We start from the raw sequence: 16050 nt of genomic DNA on the forward strand, positions 1-16050 counted from the left end.
CTGGTGTCGGCTCAAGGACTGGCGACGCATTGCTACCCGATACGACAAGCTTGCCGCCAACTACCTCGCAGGTGCCTACATTGCCGCCGTCATTGCATTCTGGTGCGATTGAGTCCCGACCCTAGCCATGCCCCAGCGATGCCACCACCGGCGCGGATCGGCGACGGAGATGGAAGCGACGCTCCGGGATGCGCGCGTGAACCGCTGTCATCTGTAATTGGCGCGACTAAACCGAACTAAAGCGACACCAGAAATTCCGAACGGTAGGCCACCGGAAGCGGCGCTTCAGCATACGAAGCTCATGGGAACTCCCGAGACGGGGTGGGGAATGATGCCCATGGGGATGTTGTAGATGGCCTGCAGCTCGTCCGGTGCCATGATCTCGTCCGGCGTGCCGCGGGTAAGGAGCCGCCCGCCCCGGAGCGCGACGATCTCGTCGCAGAAGCGGGCTGCCATGTTCACGTCGTGCAGGACGACGACGACCCCGAGGCCGCGCTCCGCCGCGAGGCGGTGGACGAGCGACAGCACCTCCATCTGGTGGGCGACGTCGAGCGCGGAAATGGGTTCGTCCAGCAACAGGCACTCGGAATCCTGCGCCACCAGCATCGCGATCCAGGCGCGCTGGCGTTCGCCGCCGGAGAGCGTGTCCACCAGACGCTCGGCAAGGGGCTCGATGTCGGTCAGCGCCATGGCTTCCGCCACCTTCTCGCGGTCCACCTCCCCGAACCGGCCCAGCGCCCCGTGCCAGGGATAGCGGCCCAGCGCGACCAGTTCCTTGACCAGCATTCCGGAGGCGGGCGGCGTCTGCTGCGGCAGATACGCGACCTTGCGGGCGAAGGGACGATGGCCCCATTCCGATAGCGGCTTCCCCTCGAAGCGGATGGTGCCGCTGGAGACCGGCTGCTGGCGCGCCAGCAGCTTCAGCAAGGTCGACTTGCCGGAGCCGTTATGCCCGATCAATCCGACGACCCGCCGGGCCGGAAGCTCCAGCGTGATCGGCTCCAGCAGCACGCGGCCGGGAATGGCGTAGGTCACGCCTTCAAGCGCGAACAGCGGGGCGTCCGTCTTCATGTCTCGCTCCTGGAAACCAGCGCCGGACGCCGGGCCGGGCGGTGGTCGGCGATCCGGCCCTCCTCCAGGCGCACGATGCGATCCGCAATGTGGAAATAACGATCATCATGGCTGATGACGATCAGGGTGCGGCCCTGCGCCTTCAGCGCTGGCAACAACTCCTCATAGAAGATGTGCCGGAATTCGGGATCCTGGTCCGCCGCCCACTCGTCCGTCACGATGACGGGCCGCTTCTCCAGATACGCATGCACGAGCGCGAGGCGTTTTCTCTGGCCCGTGGAGAGATCGGTGGTGGAAAACCGCCCATCCTGCACCGCGACCTTGCCCGCAATGCCCAGCCGATCGAGGTGGAGCTGCGCTTCGCCGGGCAGCACGCCATAAGCGAGGTCGTCGAACAGATAATAGTCCGAGAAGATGGTGGTGAAGAGCTGACGGTAACTGTCGCGCGTCTCCCCGGTCACCGGGACGCCGTCGAGGAGGACTTTCCCCGTCTGGGGGGCATACAGGCCGAGCAGGATCTTGATCAGGGTGGTCTTGCCCGAGCCATTGGCGCCGACGATGAAGATGAGCTCGCCGGCACCCACCTCAAGATCGATCGGCCCGAGCACGAACGGCGTTGCCCCCGCCTTGGCCGGAAAAGCGTATGTGACGCCGGCGAGCGCAATGTAGCGGATTGCAGGCGACGGCGGGACGCCGTCTTCCGGCAAAAGCGACAAGTTCGGTTCGTGCCGGTCCAGATCCGCAGACAGCTCCGCGATCCGACTGAGCGAAATGCGCGCCTGGTCGAGCATGGGCAAGGCGCCGGATATCTGCGCGACCGGCCCCTTCACATAGAGCAGCACGATCACGGCCCCGCTGATGACGCTGGCATCGATGCCGAGCCGGTGCTGCCCGGCGAGCAGCACGCCGATCACGACGAAAAACACCGCCGAGCCCGCCGCGTCCGCCACCCAGAACAGGCGCATGGCCCGGGTCTTGAGGGTGGCGATGCGGTCGGCCGCGCCTGAGAGGAGAACGCCGAAGACGCGACCACGCCGCGGGCGGCTGATCTTCAGTTCCTTCGCGCCGTCGGTGATGGCCCGGTACTGCTTGTGCAGGTCGTCCTGGGCGACACGCACGGCCTCGTAGTCGCGGATCCATCCCCGCTTCGCGATGATGTTGATGCCAATGCCGACGAAGAGCGACGCCAGGGCCAGCGCAAAAACGACCGGCGACAGCGCCAGCAGGTAGACGAAGCTGCCGAGCGTGACAGCCAGGGCGATGGCATAGCCGGAGAAGTTGAAGGTGAAGACCGATACGGTGTCCACATCGCTGGTGAGGACCGCCATGAGCCGGTGGGGACGGTAGGCCTCCAGCGCCGCGACGGGCGCCTTCAGGATGCGCGCGGAGATGTCCTTGCGCAGATTGGCGATGAGCTTCTGGCCGATCATGCTGTTGAGGGCGCCGGCGGCGGCCGTGCCGGCGACGCTGACGATGCACAGGCCGGCAAAGCCCATCAGGATCTCTCCGGCCGCCTCCGCCGGACTATGGAGCGCGCGATTGATGGCCGCCAGGAGCGCAGCCGTCGCAAGACCGCTCACTATGCCCACCCCGGTCGCAAGGAGGGATAGCGGCCAGAACGGCCGTAGGAGGCGCATGGTCTCGCGCAGGAGGGCGCCGTGGCCCAGGTCCGTGGCCGCCTCCGCCATCATTGCCCCTCGATTGGCGGGCGAACCATGAGGATCATGAAATAAGCGCCCCCGATTAAGCTGGCGATCAAGCCGGCCGGCATCTCATTCGGAAAGACGAGATTTCTGCCGAGCCAGTCGGCCGCCACCATTATTAGACCGCCCATCACCGCGCTAGCAAACACGTGGGGCACTGGGCGCACGAAGCCGGATCGTCCCGCAATGTGCGGGGCCATCAACCCCACGAAGCTGAGCGGTCCGATGACCATCGTTGCGCACGCCGCCGCCAGCGCGGCGGTGACGACCAATAAGGCACGGCTTGCGCCCGCATCCAGGCCGAGGCTTCGAGCGGCGCCCGGCCCCAGGGGAAGAACAAGCAGCCAGCGAGAGGCAAGGCAGCCTGCTGCAAGCGCTAGGACCGCGGCTCCCAGCAGCCCGGCCGCCTCCCCTTCCCGTACGAGATAGGTCGAGCCCGCCATCCAGCGCAGCAGGAGAAGTGCGCGCGGATCGCCGCTCGCAAGCAGGACAGCCATGACCGCCGTCAAGGCGGTGCTGACGGCCACCCCCACCAGCAGCACGCGCTCCGGCGTGAAGCCTCCGCGCCGCGACAAAAGCGCGACGGCGGCGAGCGTCGCCACGCCGCCGATGCCGGCCACCAGGATCTGCGTGTTGCGGTCGAGCGGCACGCCGAGCAGCATGGCCACGATGACCGCCAGCATGCCGCCGGAACCGATGCCCAGGACTTCAGGGCTTGCCAGGGGATTTCCCGTGACCTTCTGGATCAGCACGCCGGAAACGGCCATCAGCGCGCCCGCCGCGAAAGCCCCTGCCATCCGCGGCGCCCGCCATGTGAGTGCGGACTGAAAGTCCGGGCCAAGGCTGAGGCTCCAGCCGTGGAGGCCCTGACCGCTGACGAGCAGCACCACGACCACCACGCCAAGAACAATGGGAAGCGCCACGACGACAGGGAGCGGCACCCTTATCCTGGGGACGTGAGTGGCGCCCGCCTGGGATGTCCCGGGTCCGCCTGCAGACCGCGCCGGGATCAGAAGCAGCAGGGGCGCGCCCAGAAGGGCGCATGCCGCGCCCGCCGGAATGCTGCCGATCACGGGGGACAGAGCCTGGGCGGCCGTGTCCGTGAGCCAGAGCAGGACACTGCCCAGCACCGTTCCCCAGAAGAGGCGCGCAGGCCAGCGCCGCGCCCCGGCCAGCCGCGCGATGGCAGGGGCCGCCAGACCGACGAAGCCTATGACCCCCACGGCGCTGGTGACCAGCGCCGCCATCGCCACTGCAACCACAAGCGCGAGCGCACGCACGGTCGCCACCGGCAGGCCGAGAGCACGGGCAAGCGTGTCATCCCGCGCCAGGATGTCGAGCGGGCGCAGGAAGGGCAGGATGATGAGAAACAGAACAGCAAGGCGCGGCGCGAGACTGTCGACCACACCCCAGTCGTTCTGGCTGAGCGAGCCGCTGGCCCAGATGAACAGGCTGAGGGGCCCCACCTCGTGGAACATGGCGATGGTCGCGGCCAGCGCGCCGAAGATGAGGTTCACCACCAGCCCGGCGAGGATCATGGTCATGGGCGAGAAGCGATGCCGGCCCGCAATGCCCAGGACGACCAGCAGCGCCGCCGCCGATCCGGCGAACGCGATCCCCGCGCGCCATGCGAGCAGCGCCGGGGCGAAGAAAGTCGTCAGGGCCAGCACGAGATACGCACCGCTGGAGACCCCGATGGTTCCCGCCTCGGCGAGCGGGTTCCTCAGCACCTGCTGGAAGATGGTTCCTGCCAGCGCCAAGGCCGCGCCGCTCAGCAGGCTCACGGCGAAGCGGGGGAGGATGACGTCATGGAAGAGGATGGCGTTGAGAGCACTACCGTCCGCCTGCCATGCTGCGGCAGTCCACTCGGAGATCGGGAGATAACCCAGCCATATTCGAGCTGTGAGCACCGCGGCGGGAAAAGCCAGGAGCGCCGTCACGAGGGCGGGACCGGCCTTTTCGGTCAGGCGGGCCTGCGGCTTATCCAACACGATCCCCCTGCGCGAGGGCTTGGGCCAGAAGGTGCGTGAACCGGATGGCGGCAGGCAGGCCTGCCGTCCCCAGCACGGGCGGAATGCGGCGGAAACGCCCGTCACGAATGGGGGACAGAGCCTGCCAGAAGGGCCTCGCAAGGGCGATGGCGGCGATATCCCGCCGATTAGGCGGGTCGATATGGATGATGTGGACATCCCCCAGGCCCTGGAGCGCTTCCAGCCCCTGGATCGCCATCTCCCCGCGCGGCACGAGGTCGGCTCCCGCGTTCACGAGGCCAAGCCGGTCGATGACGCTCTGGAACAGGCTCTGGCGGCCGAGCACGCTCATATGGCGCTCATCCACCAGGCTCATCAGGAGAAGCGGGCGCCCGTCATAAGAGCGAAGCCCCATGCGGGCCTCGCGCAACGCGGCTTCAGCCTGCGCCGCCAGCCCCGACGCCGCCTCGCCGCATGCCAGCCGCTCGGCGAGGAGCCGGGTCTGGGCATCTGCGCGCGCATAGGGGTCGGCTTCGGGGAGATAGAGGCTGACGGCGTGGACGGGAGCGATGCGCTCGAACAGTGCGCGCGCCGGAGCGAGGCCCGGCGGAATGACGATCAGGTCCGGGCCCAGCGCCTGCACCAGCTCGAAATTGGGCGTGAACAGGAGGCCGACATTGGTGACGCCGGGAGGACACGATGGCTCGACCACGCAGCGGTCGTACCAGATGGGTGCCGGCACCCCCTTCGGCACGATGCCAAGGGCAATGACCGTGGCTGCCAGCCCCCAATCCATGACGACGCACGATGGCACTTGGGGCGCGGCCCGGGCGGACCCGGCCTTGGAAAGGATGCCGAACGCGCCCGCGCAGCCGAGAAGGCGCACCAGATCCCGGCGGCTCAGGCGCATGCCTCGTGAAACCTGACGCGGCGCGCCCTCACCAGTCATAGGTCAAGGTCAGATATGCGACCCGCCCCATGCCCCACCGGCATCCCGCGAGGGTGCATGCGGAGACATATTCGGTGTCGAACAGATTGCTGACATTGGCGGCGAGCTTCAGCCCCTTCAGGTTCGGGGTCGAATAGCCGAAATCGTAGCGCAGCGCTGCGTCCACCAGGGTGAAAGCGGGGATGACCTGGGTGTTGGCATTGGTGGTGTAGCTGTCGCCCACATATTTCACGCCGCCGCCCAGGCCAAGGCCCGCGAAGGTCCCGGTCTTGATCGTGTAGTCGAGCCAGATCGAGGCCATGTTGCGGGGCGTGTTGGCGAGGTCGTTGCCCTGTGTGCCGTCATTGGCCGAGCTGATCTCGGGCACGAGATAGGTGTAGGAGGCGCGGAAGCTCAGCCCGTCCGCGAGGCTGCCCACCGCCGACAGCTCGACCCCGCGTGAGTTCACCGCGCCCGTCTGAACATTGAAGTTCGGATTGATGGGGTTGGGCGTCAGCACGTTCTGCTGGGTGAGGTCGAAGACCGAGGCGGTGAAATAGCTGCTCAGTCCGGCGGGCTGATACTTGATGCCGACCTCATACTGCTCGCCCGTGCTCGGCTGGAACGGCTGGCTGTTGATGTCCAATCCCGAAACCGGCTGGAAGGACGTGGAATAGCTCACATAGGGCGCGACGCCATTGTCGAAGAGATAGAGGAGCCCTGCCCGGCCGCTGAACGCATCGTCGTTCTGGAGCGTCGTGACGTTGTTCAGCCGGTTGAAGGTGTCACTGTCCGCCCAGTCGTACCGGCCGCCCAGCACCAGGTTCCAGTTCTGAAACTTCATCTGGTCCTGGACGTAGACGCCGGTCTGGCTCGCCGTCTGATAGGCATTCTGGAACACCGGCGGCAGCGGGATGACCTGGTTGTAGTTGGGCGCCCAGATGTTGAGCGACGGCGCGGCGCCCCAACGCATCAGGTAGTCCCAATCCTTGTGTTGGTAGTCGAGGCCGAGCAGCAGGGTGTGCTGGAGCGCGCCGGTGGCGAAGTTGGCCTCCGCGCGCGTGTCCACCGCGAACGTGCCGAGGTCCTCATTCGCGGTGTAGGCGCTGCGCGAGAGCGTCATGTAATTGGGCGCGAGACTCGCGCCCTGGACTTCCTGATAGTCCACGTTGACGTTCTGGTAGCGCAGGTTCTGGCGCACGGTCCAAACATTGTCGAAACGGTGCTCGAACTCGTAGCCCGCGCTCGCCTGCTTGAAGGAAAAATGCTCGAAGGAAGGGTCGCCGACGAAGAAGTCTCGGGGAATCTGGCCGTAGGGATTGGGCAGCAAGGTGCCCTGGATGGGAAGCAGGTTCCAGAAGCCGGCCTTCGGGTCGTCGAGATAGCTCGTGAGGATGGTGAGCTTGGTGTCGGCATCGGGCCGCCAGGTGAGGCTCGGGGCGATCTCGAGGCGTTGTTCGTCCAGGAAGTTCACCTGGGTGCCGCTGTCGCGGGCAAGCCCCGTGATGCGATAGAGCCACTGGCCATCCTTATCCAGTTGCCCGCCGAAGTCGAAGGCGGCCTGCAGGCGGTCGAAGCTGCCCGTCTGGAGCTGGATCTCGTGGATAGGATCGCTGGTCGGCCGCTTGCTGACCATGTTGAGCACGCCGGCCGGTGAGCCCTTCCCGAACAGAACGGACGAGGGTCCCTGGAGCACTTCCATGCGCTCAAGGAAATAGGGATCGACACGGGGCATGCTCCACGTGCCGCCGGAGAGCAGCAGACCGTCCTGGTACTGATCGAGCTGGAATCCGCGCGCCATGAGATTGACCAGCCGGAAATCCGCGTCGTCGCTGAAATAGACGCCGGGGGCGTAGCGCAGCGCCTGCCGAACGGTCTGGGCCTGCTGGGCGTCCATCTGCTCGCGGGTGATCACCGTGATGGTCTGCGGCGTCTCGATCAGCGGCGTCGAGGTCTTGGTGGCGGTGATGGAATTGGCGGCGACGAAGCCGTTCACGGGGCCGAGCGGCGAGGTCTCCACCTGGATGGTGTCGAGGGCGATGGTGCCCGCCGCGTCCGCTGAGGATCGCGCGGCAGGCGCCGTCACAGCCACCGTCGTCGGATTGGGGAAGGAGTGGGAGAGGCCGGTCCCCTGCAGCAGGCGCGCGAGCGCATCGGCGGGTACTGCCGTGCCGCTAAAGCCCGGCGAAGTGCGCCCCGCCGCAACCGAAGGCAGGTAGGTGACCTGGAGCCCGGACTGGCGGCCGAAAGCCGCCAGCGCCTGATTGAGTGGGCCGGCGGGGATCGAGAATGTGACCTGCGCCGCCTGCGCGAGAACGGGGGGCGCGAACAGGGTGCCGCCTGCGGCAACCATGGTCGAGACCATGAGCGCCGCGAGAAGAAACCGTCCGCCGAAATTGTCGCGCGCGCACGTCCAAGACCCCTGCCCCATGAGCACGCCACTCCCTCATCCATATCGGAGGGCCTGCGGTGCCGATGCAGCGAAGCAGCCTCCCTATGGCTGAGACGAGCGGGGCGCGCGGATTTTCTCTTTTGCCGCGATTTTTTTTCAGACCGGCGAGATCACGGTGAGATAGGAGCCCACGCGGCGCACCCTTCCGCCGAAAGGATGCACCACCGCCTCCAGCGCGCGCAGCGGGTCATTCAGGTCGAACACGCCGCTGATGCGGCTCGTCCCGAACCATGGGTCGGCGACGATGACACGCCCGGGCTGCCACCGGGCGATCTTGGCGACGACGGAGCCGATGGGCTCGTTCTCCGCGAAGATCTGCCCGTCGCGCCAGGCGGCGATCTGGCTGACGTCCCGCCTCCCGCGCTGGATAGAGCGCGAGCGCTCGTCAAACGTCACCCACTGCCCGGAATCGAGCTTGCCGCCCTCGGCCATGTCCGATCCGCGAACCCGCACGTCCACCGCGCCGTGGTCCACGGAAACGGAGAGGAAGCCCGCATCATTGCTGATGTCGAAAGCGGTGCCGAGGGCGGTCGCCGCGAGGTCCGACGTGGTGACCTGGAACGGCCGGGCTTCATCCTTCGCCACATCGAAGAAAGCCATGCCGACGAGCAGCTCCACAAGCCGCAGGCGCTTGCCGAAACGAAGGGCGATGGCACTGTCCGGGCCAAGCGTCACGGTGCTGCCGTCGGACAGAGGAATGCGGCGGATCTCCGCCGTGCCGGTGGCATAGTCGGCCCGCGCATCGATCAGCAGGCCGGGCACGGTGGCATAACCCACTGCCGCAGCGACGCCGCCGGCGAGGCCGGCAATCACCAGATTGCGGCGTGTCATCCCGGCCGGGGGGCGCCGCCCCTCCGCCACGACCTTTCCGGCCATGCCATGGATCTCGGCGACCTCGGCCCAGGCGACCTCATGATCCGGGCCGCGCGCCCGCCAGCGCCGGATCATCTCGTGGGAGACAGGATTGGAGGGATCGTTCTGAAGCCGGATGACGAGATCCAATGCTTCCTCGAACAGCCGATCCTCTTCTGGCGCCGCTTCGTTCATCCGCGTCCTTTCGGCGGGAAGCCGGGATGACCGGCATTTCTCTCACCTATAAGAGAGAACGCGCAGGCGGCGATGATTTTCTCTAACCCTCAGTCCGCCTCATGCAGGCGTGCCCGGATATGCCGGTAGGCGTCGCGGATCAGGGCCCAGGTGCGGGTCGTGGACAGGCCAAGCTCCTGCGCAGCCTCGCTGATGGTCTTCTCGCCGAGCCGGTGCATCTCGAACGCCCTGCGTGTCCGTTCGGGCAATTCCTGGAGCGCGGCTGCGGTGATGGCGAGGCGCTGGCGGTCGAAGACGATGACCTCGGGCGAGGGGGCATCGTCCGGGACGGTGGCCAGTTCGTCGCTCGTCAGATCGGCGCGCGGCATCAGCCCCTCACGCCGCTGCAGGTCGATCCGCAGATTTCGCGCGATCCGGTGCAACAGCGCGCGCGGATTGTCGTGCGTCACCTCCTGGGAGCCGGCGGCGAGCAGCCGCAGAAAGGTCTCCTGCGTCAGGTCCGCTGCGGTCTCCGAGGTCACGCCGCGCCGGCGCAGCGAGCGGGCAATCTCCTGCGAATGCCGGCGGAAAAGGGTGTGGAGATCCCAGCTCAAGACCACACCGCCTTCGACCGCATGGACGCCGCGCAGCGTTGCACCACCGCCCCCGCGCCCTGGATCGTGCCGATGGTGAGGACCCAGCGCGAAGCGGTCTCTCTGTGCATTGGGAAGCAGCCGAATTTCTTGCCCAGGCATGTGCCCAAGGTCTTATCCGGCATTAGCCTGGATTGAAATTTCCGTGCAACACCAATGATTTATAGATATTCTAGATTAAGACCCGTTTGCTCAGGCTGGCCCAAGTCGACAGCGGGAAAATTCATCTTCTTTCCGTGGACTAACCCTTCCGACGTAGCACACGCCACCATCTCGGCGATCGCCAGCCAGGCACCAAATCCTCCCCGGATGTTGCCGATCCGCAACGTTCCGAGCACCGAAGCACCGCCGGCACGATCGCGAAGTCCGCCCGCATCTCGCCTGTCCGGGGAAAGACACTCTCAGCCGAAAGCGGCCTCATAGTCCGCCGGCTTGAAACCGACGAGGAGCCGCCCGCCGACATCGAGCACCGGACGCTTGATCATGGACGGCTGGGCGAGCATCAGCGCGATGGCCTTGCCTTCGTCCAGCCCCTCCTTGTCAGCCTCCGGCAGGCCGCGGAAGGTGGTGCCGGCGCGGTTGAGAAGCACCTCCCAGCCCACCTTCTTCGCCCAGCCTTCAAGACGGGCGCGGTCGATCCCTTCGGCCTTGTAGTCGTGGAAGCCGTAGGTGACCGCGTGCCCGTCGAGCCAGGCCCGCGCCTTCTTCATGGTGTCGCAGTTCTTGATGCCGTAGATCGTCGCGAACTTGGCCATCGTCGCCCATCTCTCATCCCAATCCCGGCAGCTATAGCAATCCTCACCGGGCGTTCGGATTGGGCACCGTGCCGCGCTCGGCGGTAAGCTTCGCGATCGCCGCGCGGATGGGCGCGAAGGGCCCGTATTTGTGCTGGGTGGCGGAGAAGTCGTCCGCATAGGGGCCGTAGGGTGTGTCCAGCGGCTTGCGGAGGAGGTCGGGAAAGTCCTTCTCGATCCCGGCCCGCTCCGGGCGCTGCTGGGACACCACATAGGCCGCCACGTCCCAGCTCTCCTCGACCGAAAGGCTCGGCATCAGCCAGTCGGTGCCGTTGGGCATGTTGTTGTGGACGAAATTGGCGGCGGTGATGAGCCGGTTCATGCCAGCGCCGTTGTTGAAGCTGTCGTAGCCCCAGAGCGGCGGCACGCTGTAGCCGAAATACATGTCCGTGGGGTTACGCTTCACGCCGTCCCCGCTCTTTCCGTGGCATTCCGCGCACTTGGCGGCATAGATCGTCGCCCCCGCCGCCGGGTCCGCCGCACGGTCCAGCTCCGCCATCTTGCCTGCGCCGCCGCCGGAGACCCTGCCATCTGCCGGAACGTTGGTGGAGAGCAGCGAGAGATAGGCCACCAGCGCCCGCATGGGCTTCGCATCGAGTGGCATCGGCCGTCCGTTCATGGAGCGCGTCATGCAGGAATTGAGACGCTCCTCCAGCGTCGCAGGCTCCCCCCGCCGCGCGCTGTATTCGGGATAGTCGGCGGAGGCGGCCACCAGGGGCAGTGCGAATTTCTTGAGCCCTGCGCGCAGGTGGCAATTGTTGCAGGCCAGATTGTTGCCCGCATAGCGTGTGGATGGGTCCAGCGCCGCCGGCCCGATATGGGCATAGGTCGCCTCGACGATGGAACGGCCGAAGCGCACCAGCCGGCCGTAATCGTCGTCCGGCAGCATGGCCACCTGCGGCACGTCCCATTCGAGGATGCGCTCCCCCTGGGTCTGCCCATGGGCAGCCGTGATCGAAAGGCCGGCCAGGGCCAGCACCAGCAACGCTCTTCTCATATCGCCCCCTCCTCGCGCCGACGTTGCAATTGCAAGCCTTCGCGGCTATAAGCCCGCCTTCGTCCGGCATGCGCCCCCCTGGAGGCGTGCAGGACGAAAAGCCAGAGCGGCCGCGCGAGCGGCCGTTGGCCATTCTAGAACCAGTTCAAGTTAGGAACAGTGCCATGACCGCCATCAAAGAATTGAAGGCAGTGGCGCGCCCGCGGGCCGGCAAGGGGGCCGCCCGTGAAGAGCGCCGCGCCGGACGCGTGCCCGCCGTTATCTACGGTGAGAAGCAGGATCCCATCACGATCTCGCTCGAGCACAAGGAAATCACCCGGACCATCTATGCCGGCCACTTCCTGACCTCGCTCTTCATGATCGAGGTGGATGGAAAGCGCCATCGCGTGATCCCCCGCGACTACCAGCTCGATCCGGTGAAGGATCTGCCGCTGCACGTGGACTTCCTGCGGGTGTCCGCCGGCGCGCACGTCACCGTCGAGGTGCCGGTGCATTTCGTGAACCAGGAGAAGTCTCCCGGCCTGAAGCGCGGCGGCACGTTGAACATCGTGCATCACGCCGTGACCCTGGATGCCCCGGCCGATGCGATCCCGGAATACATCAGCGCGGACCTGACCGGCTTCGAGATCGGCGACAGCCTGCATCTCTCCGCCGTCAAGCTCCCCGATGGCGTGGTTTCGGCCCTGCATGGCGACGACACGCTGGCGACCGTGGTCGCCCCGTCGGGCCTGAAGGAAGCCGAGGCCGACGAAGCCGCTGCGGCCGCTGCCGCCGCTCCGGCCGCCAAGTCCTGATCCCCTTTTGCGCCGGAGGGAGCCGTGCTCCTGTTCGCAGGCCTCGGCAATCCCGGCGCGAAATATGCCGGCAACCGGCATAATATCGGCTTCATGGCGGTGGACACCCTCGTCCGCCGCCATCGCCTCACCCCTTGGCGGCGGCGCTTCCAGGGCGCGGTGAGCGAGGGCGAGATCGCCGGTGAGAAGGTTCTGGCCCTGTGCCCGGAAACCTTCATGAACGAAAGCGGGCGCGCCGTGGCCGAGGCCATGCGCTTCTACAAGATCCCGCTGGAAAAGGTCTTCGTCTTCCATGACGAATTGGACCTGCCCCCCGCCAAGATCCGGGTGAAGAAGGGCGGCGGCAATGCCGGCCATAACGGCCTGCGCTCCATCACCGCCCATTGCGGCAATGATTATTGGCGGGTGCGGCTCGGCATCGGTCATCCCGGCGACAAAACCCTGGTCCACGCTTATGTGCTGAACGACTTCGCCAAGGTGGAAAAGCCCTGGGTGGAAGCCGTGTGCGACGCCTGCGCCGATTTCGCCGACCTCTTCGCGAAGCACAAGCCCGAGGAGTTCCAGAATCGGGCGCACCTGTTCCTTGAGGCCCAGGGCTTCAGCGACCCGAAGCAGGTCGGCAACGGCTGAGCGGGGCTTGACTGAGGGAGCCAGTGGATGAAGAACGTCACCATCACCGTGTCGGAGGATCTGCTGGAGCGGACGCGGCTGGCGGCGGCGCGCGAGGGCGTCTCCCTGTCCAAGTTCGTCGCCGAGCACCTGTCGCGGGCGCTGGGCGGCCATGCCGATCCGCTTGCGCCGTTCGACCGCTGGCTCACCGGCCCCGGCTGGGGCGGGGCGCCGGTCACCGCCACGCCTCAGATGCGCGAGGAAACCCATGAGCCTGCGATGCTTCGTGGACGCGCCGATCCTGATCTATCTCCAGGACCGCGCGGAGGCCCGCAAGAGGGCGATGGCGCGGCATAGCCTGCGCTCCATCCGCCGGCACGGCGAACTGGTGGTGAGCCCCGCCGTGCTCGCGGAGCTTTACGGCCTCGCGCGGGGCCGCTTTCCCGCGGTGAAGCGGGACGCGGTGCGCGAATATCTGGGCGACCTCATGCCCGCCTGCCGCTCCGCCGGCACGAACGAGATCATGGACCGGGCGTTCCGCATCGAGGACCGCCTGTCCCTCTCCTGGCAGCAATGCCTCACCTTTGCGGCCGCCACCGCCTCGGATTGCCGGCTCCTGGTGAGCGAGGATTTCGAGGACGGCCTCGCCGTCGAACGCACCACGGTCATCAACCCCTTCACGACGGACATCGAGACCGTCTTCTCCTCTCTGAAAGATCGCTGAACATGGGCTTCAAATGCGGAATCGTCGGCCTGCCCAACGTGGGCAAGTCGACCCTCTTCAACGCGCTCACCCAGACCGCCGCCGCGCAGGCGGCGAACTACCCGTTCTGCACCATCGAGCCGAACGTGGGCGAGGTGGCCGTGCCGGATCCGCGCCTCGACGCGCTCTCCAGCATCGCCGGATCGGCCCAGATCATCCCCACCCGCCTCACCTTCGTGGACATTGCCGGCCTGGTGCGCGGTGCCTCCAAGGGCGAGGGGCTCGGCAACCAGTTCCTCGCCAATATCCGCGAATGCGATGCCATCGCCCATGTGGTGCGCTGCTTCGAGGATGGCGACGTCACCCATGTGGAGGGCAAGATCTCGCCGGTGGACGACATCGAGACCATCGAGACCGAGCTGATGCTGGCCGACCTCGAAAGCCTGGAGAAGCGCGCCGCCGCCTTGGAGAAGAAGACCAAGAACGGCGGCGACAAGGAAGCGAAGGAAAGCCTCGACCTCATGCAGCGCGCGTTGGTGCTGCTGCGCGAGGGCAAGCCCGCGCGCCTCGTGGAGCGCAAGCCCGAGGAGGAGCAGGCCTTCTCCATGCTCGGCCTCATGACCGCAAAGCCCGTGCTCTACGTGTGCAATGTGGAGGAAGCCTCGGCGAAGGAGGGCAATTCCCTCTCTGCCCAGGTGTTCGCCCGCGCCAAGGAGGAAGGCGCCAAGGCGGTGGTGGTCTCGGCGAAGATCGAGAGCGAGATCGCGGTGCTGCCGCCCGAGGAGCAGAAGGACTATCTGGAGGCCATCGACCTCGACGAGCCGGGCCTCAACCGCGTGATCCGCGCCGGCTACGACCTTCTGCACCTCGTCACCTATTTCACCGTGGGGCCGAAGGAGGCCCGCGCCTGGACCATCACCCGCGGCACCAAGGCGCCGGCGGCGGCAGGCGTGATCCATTCGGATTTCGAGAAGGGCTTCATCCGCTCCGAGACCATCGCCTATGACGATTATGTCCGTCACAAGGGCGAGGCCGGCGCGCGCGAGGCCGGCCGGCTGCGGCTGGAAGGCAAGGAATATGTGGTGCAGGACGGCGACGTGCTGCACTTCCGTTTCGCCAATTGAGCGTAGCCCTACCCCGCATGCATTCTAGCCTTGCACAAGCCGAGGCGTATAAAGGACTTAAAGAAACGGGAGGAAAGGCGTGGCTGACATCTTCTTCGAGGACTTCATTGAAGGCGATGTGAAGACCTACGGCTCCTACACCGTCAGCGCCGAGGAGATCGTCGCGTTCGCCCGCGAGTTCGACGCTCAGCCCATGCATGTGGATGAAGCAGCCGGCAAGGCCTCCCTGTTGGGGGGCCTGGCCGCCTCCGGCTGGCATGCCTGCTGCATCACCCAGCGCCTCATGTGCGAAGGCTTTCTTCTGCGCGCCGCCGGGCTCGGCTCGCCGGGGGTGAGCGAGGTGAAGTGGAGAAAGCCCATCCATCCGGGCGACGTGCTCTCGCTCCGCCGCACGGTGGTTGAAAGCCGCACCTCCAAGAGCAAGCCGGACATGGGCCTGGTGACCCTGAAGCTGGAACTGCTGAAGCAGATGGGAGAGGTCGCGACCGAGCAGGTCATCGTCATCCTGTTCGCACGCCGCAACCCGGGAGCCCGCCTCGCATGAGCTTCTTCGAGGATATCGAGGTCGGCGACCGCCGTGCGCTCGGCAGCCACACCTTCACCCGCGAGGAAATCATCGCCTTCGCGACCAAGTACGATCCCCAGCCCTTTCACATTGACGAGGAAGCCGCGAAGCGGACCCATTTCGGCGCGCTCGTCGCCTCCGGCTGGCACACGGCCTCCATGTGGATGAAATACTTCGTCGCCGACCGCCTGCAGGATGCGGCGGAGCGGGCCGCCCGCGGCGAGCGGGTCGCACAGGTCGGCCCCTCGCCGGGGTTCAAGAATCTCCGATGGCTGAAGCCGGTCTATGCCGGCGACACTATCTCCTTCGCGACCGAGGTGAAGGACAAGCTCCTCTCCAAGACCAAGACGGAGTGGGGCATCCTCGTTGCCCACAATAGCGGCGTGAACCAGCACGGCGAGCTTGTGGTGGACTTCGAGAGCACGGTCTTCATCCAACGGCGGACGTAAGCGCGCCTCGCCGCACGCTTTATCCTTAAGGTCAAGCCCGAGGATGAGACGGCGCCCCCTCTCCCGCTTGCGGGGGAAGGAATGAAGCCTAGGGTCGGGACTCAATCGCACCAGAATGCAATGACGGCGGCAATGTAGGCACCTGCGAGGTAGTTGGCGGCAAGCTTGTCGTATCGGGTAGCAATGCGTCGCCAGTCCTTGAGCCGACACCA

The 16050-nt window shown here is 66.4% G+C and carries 16 protein-coding genes and 2 pseudogenes; 8 read left to right on the plus strand and 10 right to left on the minus strand.

Translation table 11 applies throughout. The annotated features are described in order from the left end of the window. Positions 1-112: pseudogene (locus ABLE91_RS28480) on the plus strand (IS5/IS1182 family transposase); the annotation flags it as partial. A 173-nt stretch (positions 113-285) separates the two neighbouring features. Here the strand turns inward: ABLE91_RS28480 and ABLE91_RS28485 are convergent. The 9 genes from ABLE91_RS28485 to ABLE91_RS28525 form a co-directional block, all read right to left on the minus strand. Further along, entirely contained in the window at positions 286-1071 is a 786-nt protein-coding gene (locus ABLE91_RS28485) for an ATP-binding cassette domain-containing protein (RefSeq protein WP_348935933.1), read from the minus strand. Continuing rightward, positions 1068-2759: a cyclic peptide export ABC transporter gene (locus ABLE91_RS28490; protein ID WP_348935935.1), complete on the minus strand. Its 1692-nt coding sequence runs from the start codon at positions 2757-2759 to the stop codon at positions 1068-1070. Before ABLE91_RS28490 ends, ABLE91_RS28485 begins: the two co-directional genes overlap by 4 nt. Next, on the minus strand, positions 2759-4762 hold the full coding sequence (gene fhuB / locus ABLE91_RS28495) for a Fe(3+)-hydroxamate ABC transporter permease FhuB (protein ID WP_348935937.1): 2004 nt from the start codon (positions 4760-4762) through the stop codon (positions 2759-2761). Before fhuB ends, ABLE91_RS28490 begins: the two co-directional genes overlap by 1 nt. Continuing rightward, the gene (locus tag ABLE91_RS28500; protein ID WP_348935938.1) at positions 4755-5654 is read right to left on the minus strand and encodes an ABC transporter substrate-binding protein; all 900 of its coding nucleotides are present in this window, start codon (positions 5652-5654) and stop codon (positions 4755-4757) included. Before ABLE91_RS28500 ends, fhuB begins: the two co-directional genes overlap by 8 nt. A gap of 28 nt (positions 5655-5682) precedes the next feature. Beyond that, positions 5683-8103: a TonB-dependent siderophore receptor gene (locus ABLE91_RS28505; protein ID WP_348935939.1), complete on the minus strand. Its 2421-nt coding sequence runs from the start codon at positions 8101-8103 to the stop codon at positions 5683-5685. Positions 8104-8220: 117 nt separating this feature from the next. Further along, positions 8221-9171: a FecR family protein gene (locus ABLE91_RS28510; RefSeq protein ID WP_348935940.1), complete on the minus strand. Its 951-nt coding sequence runs from the start codon at positions 9169-9171 to the stop codon at positions 8221-8223. Positions 9172-9260: 89 nt separating this feature from the next. Continuing rightward, on the minus strand, positions 9261-9764 hold the full coding sequence (locus tag ABLE91_RS28515; protein WP_348935942.1) for an RNA polymerase sigma factor: 504 nt from the start codon (positions 9762-9764) through the stop codon (positions 9261-9263). A 440-nt stretch (positions 9765-10204) separates the two neighbouring features. Beyond that, positions 10205-10558, minus strand: a complete 354-nt coding sequence (locus tag ABLE91_RS28520; RefSeq protein ID WP_348935944.1) for an ArsC family reductase — start codon at positions 10556-10558, stop codon at positions 10205-10207. Between the two features lie 43 nt (positions 10559-10601). Further along, complete coding sequence (locus ABLE91_RS28525; protein WP_348935945.1) at positions 10602-11594, minus strand: c-type cytochrome; 993 nt, start codon at positions 11592-11594, stop codon at positions 10602-10604. Positions 11595-11758: 164 nt separating this feature from the next. Here ABLE91_RS28525 and ABLE91_RS28530 point away from each other — a divergent pair, with 164 nt between their 5' ends. The 7 genes from ABLE91_RS28530 (at position 11759) to ABLE91_RS28560 (ending at position 15838) form a co-directional block, all read left to right on the plus strand. Continuing rightward, a complete protein-coding gene (locus ABLE91_RS28530; RefSeq protein ID WP_348935946.1) occupies positions 11759-12388 on the plus strand; it encodes a 50S ribosomal protein L25/general stress protein Ctc in 630 nt (209 codons plus the stop codon). Between the two features lie 24 nt (positions 12389-12412). Next, the gene (gene pth, locus ABLE91_RS28535) at positions 12413-13018 is read left to right on the plus strand and encodes an aminoacyl-tRNA hydrolase (RefSeq protein WP_348935947.1); all 606 of its coding nucleotides are present in this window, start codon (positions 12413-12415) and stop codon (positions 13016-13018) included. A 27-nt stretch (positions 13019-13045) separates the two neighbouring features. After that, positions 13046-13354 carry a hypothetical protein gene (locus ABLE91_RS28540; protein WP_348935948.1) on the plus strand — a complete coding sequence of 103 codons (309 nt, stop codon included), beginning with the start codon at positions 13046-13048 and terminating at the stop codon, positions 13352-13354. Next, complete coding sequence (locus ABLE91_RS28545; protein ID WP_348935949.1) at positions 13266-13721, plus strand: PIN domain-containing protein; 456 nt, start codon at positions 13266-13268, stop codon at positions 13719-13721. The genes ABLE91_RS28540 and ABLE91_RS28545 overlap by 89 nt, the downstream gene beginning before the upstream one ends. Positions 13722-13723: 2 nt before the next feature. Then, positions 13724-14824 (plus strand): redox-regulated ATPase YchF, encoded by a 1101-nt coding sequence (gene ychF / locus ABLE91_RS28550; RefSeq protein WP_348935950.1) that lies wholly within the window; start codon positions 13724-13726, stop codon positions 14822-14824. 79 nt (positions 14825-14903) lie between these two features. Then, positions 14904-15368: a MaoC family dehydratase gene (locus tag ABLE91_RS28555; RefSeq protein ID WP_348935951.1), complete on the plus strand. Its 465-nt coding sequence runs from the start codon at positions 14904-14906 to the stop codon at positions 15366-15368. Continuing rightward, the gene (locus ABLE91_RS28560) at positions 15365-15838 is read left to right on the plus strand and encodes a MaoC family dehydratase (RefSeq protein WP_348935952.1); all 474 of its coding nucleotides are present in this window, start codon (positions 15365-15367) and stop codon (positions 15836-15838) included. Before ABLE91_RS28555 ends, ABLE91_RS28560 begins: the two co-directional genes overlap by 4 nt. A 101-nt stretch (positions 15839-15939) precedes the next feature. On the opposite strand, the pseudogene ABLE91_RS28565 reads toward ABLE91_RS28560, so the two are convergent. Next, positions 15940-16050: pseudogene (locus tag ABLE91_RS28565) on the minus strand (IS5/IS1182 family transposase); the annotation flags it as partial.

The organism is Aquabacter albus, assembly GCF_040049275.1.
Classification (GTDB): domain Bacteria; phylum Pseudomonadota; class Alphaproteobacteria; order Rhizobiales; family Xanthobacteraceae; genus Aquabacter.

Excerpts from the sequence above, each read along its gene's own strand:
- ABLE91_RS28485 (WP_348935933.1), bottom strand. The coding sequence starts at position 1,071 with ATGAAGACGGACGCCCCGCTGTTCGCGCTTGAAGGCGTGACCTACGCC.
- ABLE91_RS28490 (WP_348935935.1), bottom strand. The coding sequence starts at position 2,759 with ATGGCGGAGGCGGCCACGGACCTGGGCCACGGCGCCCTCCTGCGCGAG.
- ABLE91_RS28500 (WP_348935938.1), bottom strand. The coding sequence starts at position 5,654 with ATGCGCCTGAGCCGCCGGGATCTGGTGCGCCTTCTCGGCTGCGCGGGC.
- ABLE91_RS28505 (WP_348935939.1), bottom strand. The coding sequence starts at position 8,103 with ATGGGGCAGGGGTCTTGGACGTGCGCGCGCGACAATTTCGGCGGACGG.
- ABLE91_RS28510 (WP_348935940.1), bottom strand. The coding sequence starts at position 9,171 with ATGAACGAAGCGGCGCCAGAAGAGGATCGGCTGTTCGAGGAAGCATTG.
- ABLE91_RS28520 (WP_348935944.1), bottom strand. The coding sequence starts at position 10,558 with ATGGCCAAGTTCGCGACGATCTACGGCATCAAGAACTGCGACACCATG.
- ABLE91_RS28525 (WP_348935945.1), bottom strand. The coding sequence starts at position 11,594 with ATGAGAAGAGCGTTGCTGGTGCTGGCCCTGGCCGGCCTTTCGATCACG.
- ABLE91_RS28530 (WP_348935946.1), top strand. The coding sequence starts at position 11,759 with ATGACCGCCATCAAAGAATTGAAGGCAGTGGCGCGCCCGCGGGCCGGC.
- ABLE91_RS28540 (WP_348935948.1), top strand. The coding sequence starts at position 13,046 with ATGAAGAACGTCACCATCACCGTGTCGGAGGATCTGCTGGAGCGGACG.
- ABLE91_RS28545 (WP_348935949.1), top strand. The coding sequence starts at position 13,266 with ATGAGCCTGCGATGCTTCGTGGACGCGCCGATCCTGATCTATCTCCAG.
- ychF (WP_348935950.1), top strand. The coding sequence starts at position 13,724 with ATGGGCTTCAAATGCGGAATCGTCGGCCTGCCCAACGTGGGCAAGTCG.
- ABLE91_RS28560 (WP_348935952.1), top strand. The coding sequence starts at position 15,365 with ATGAGCTTCTTCGAGGATATCGAGGTCGGCGACCGCCGTGCGCTCGGC.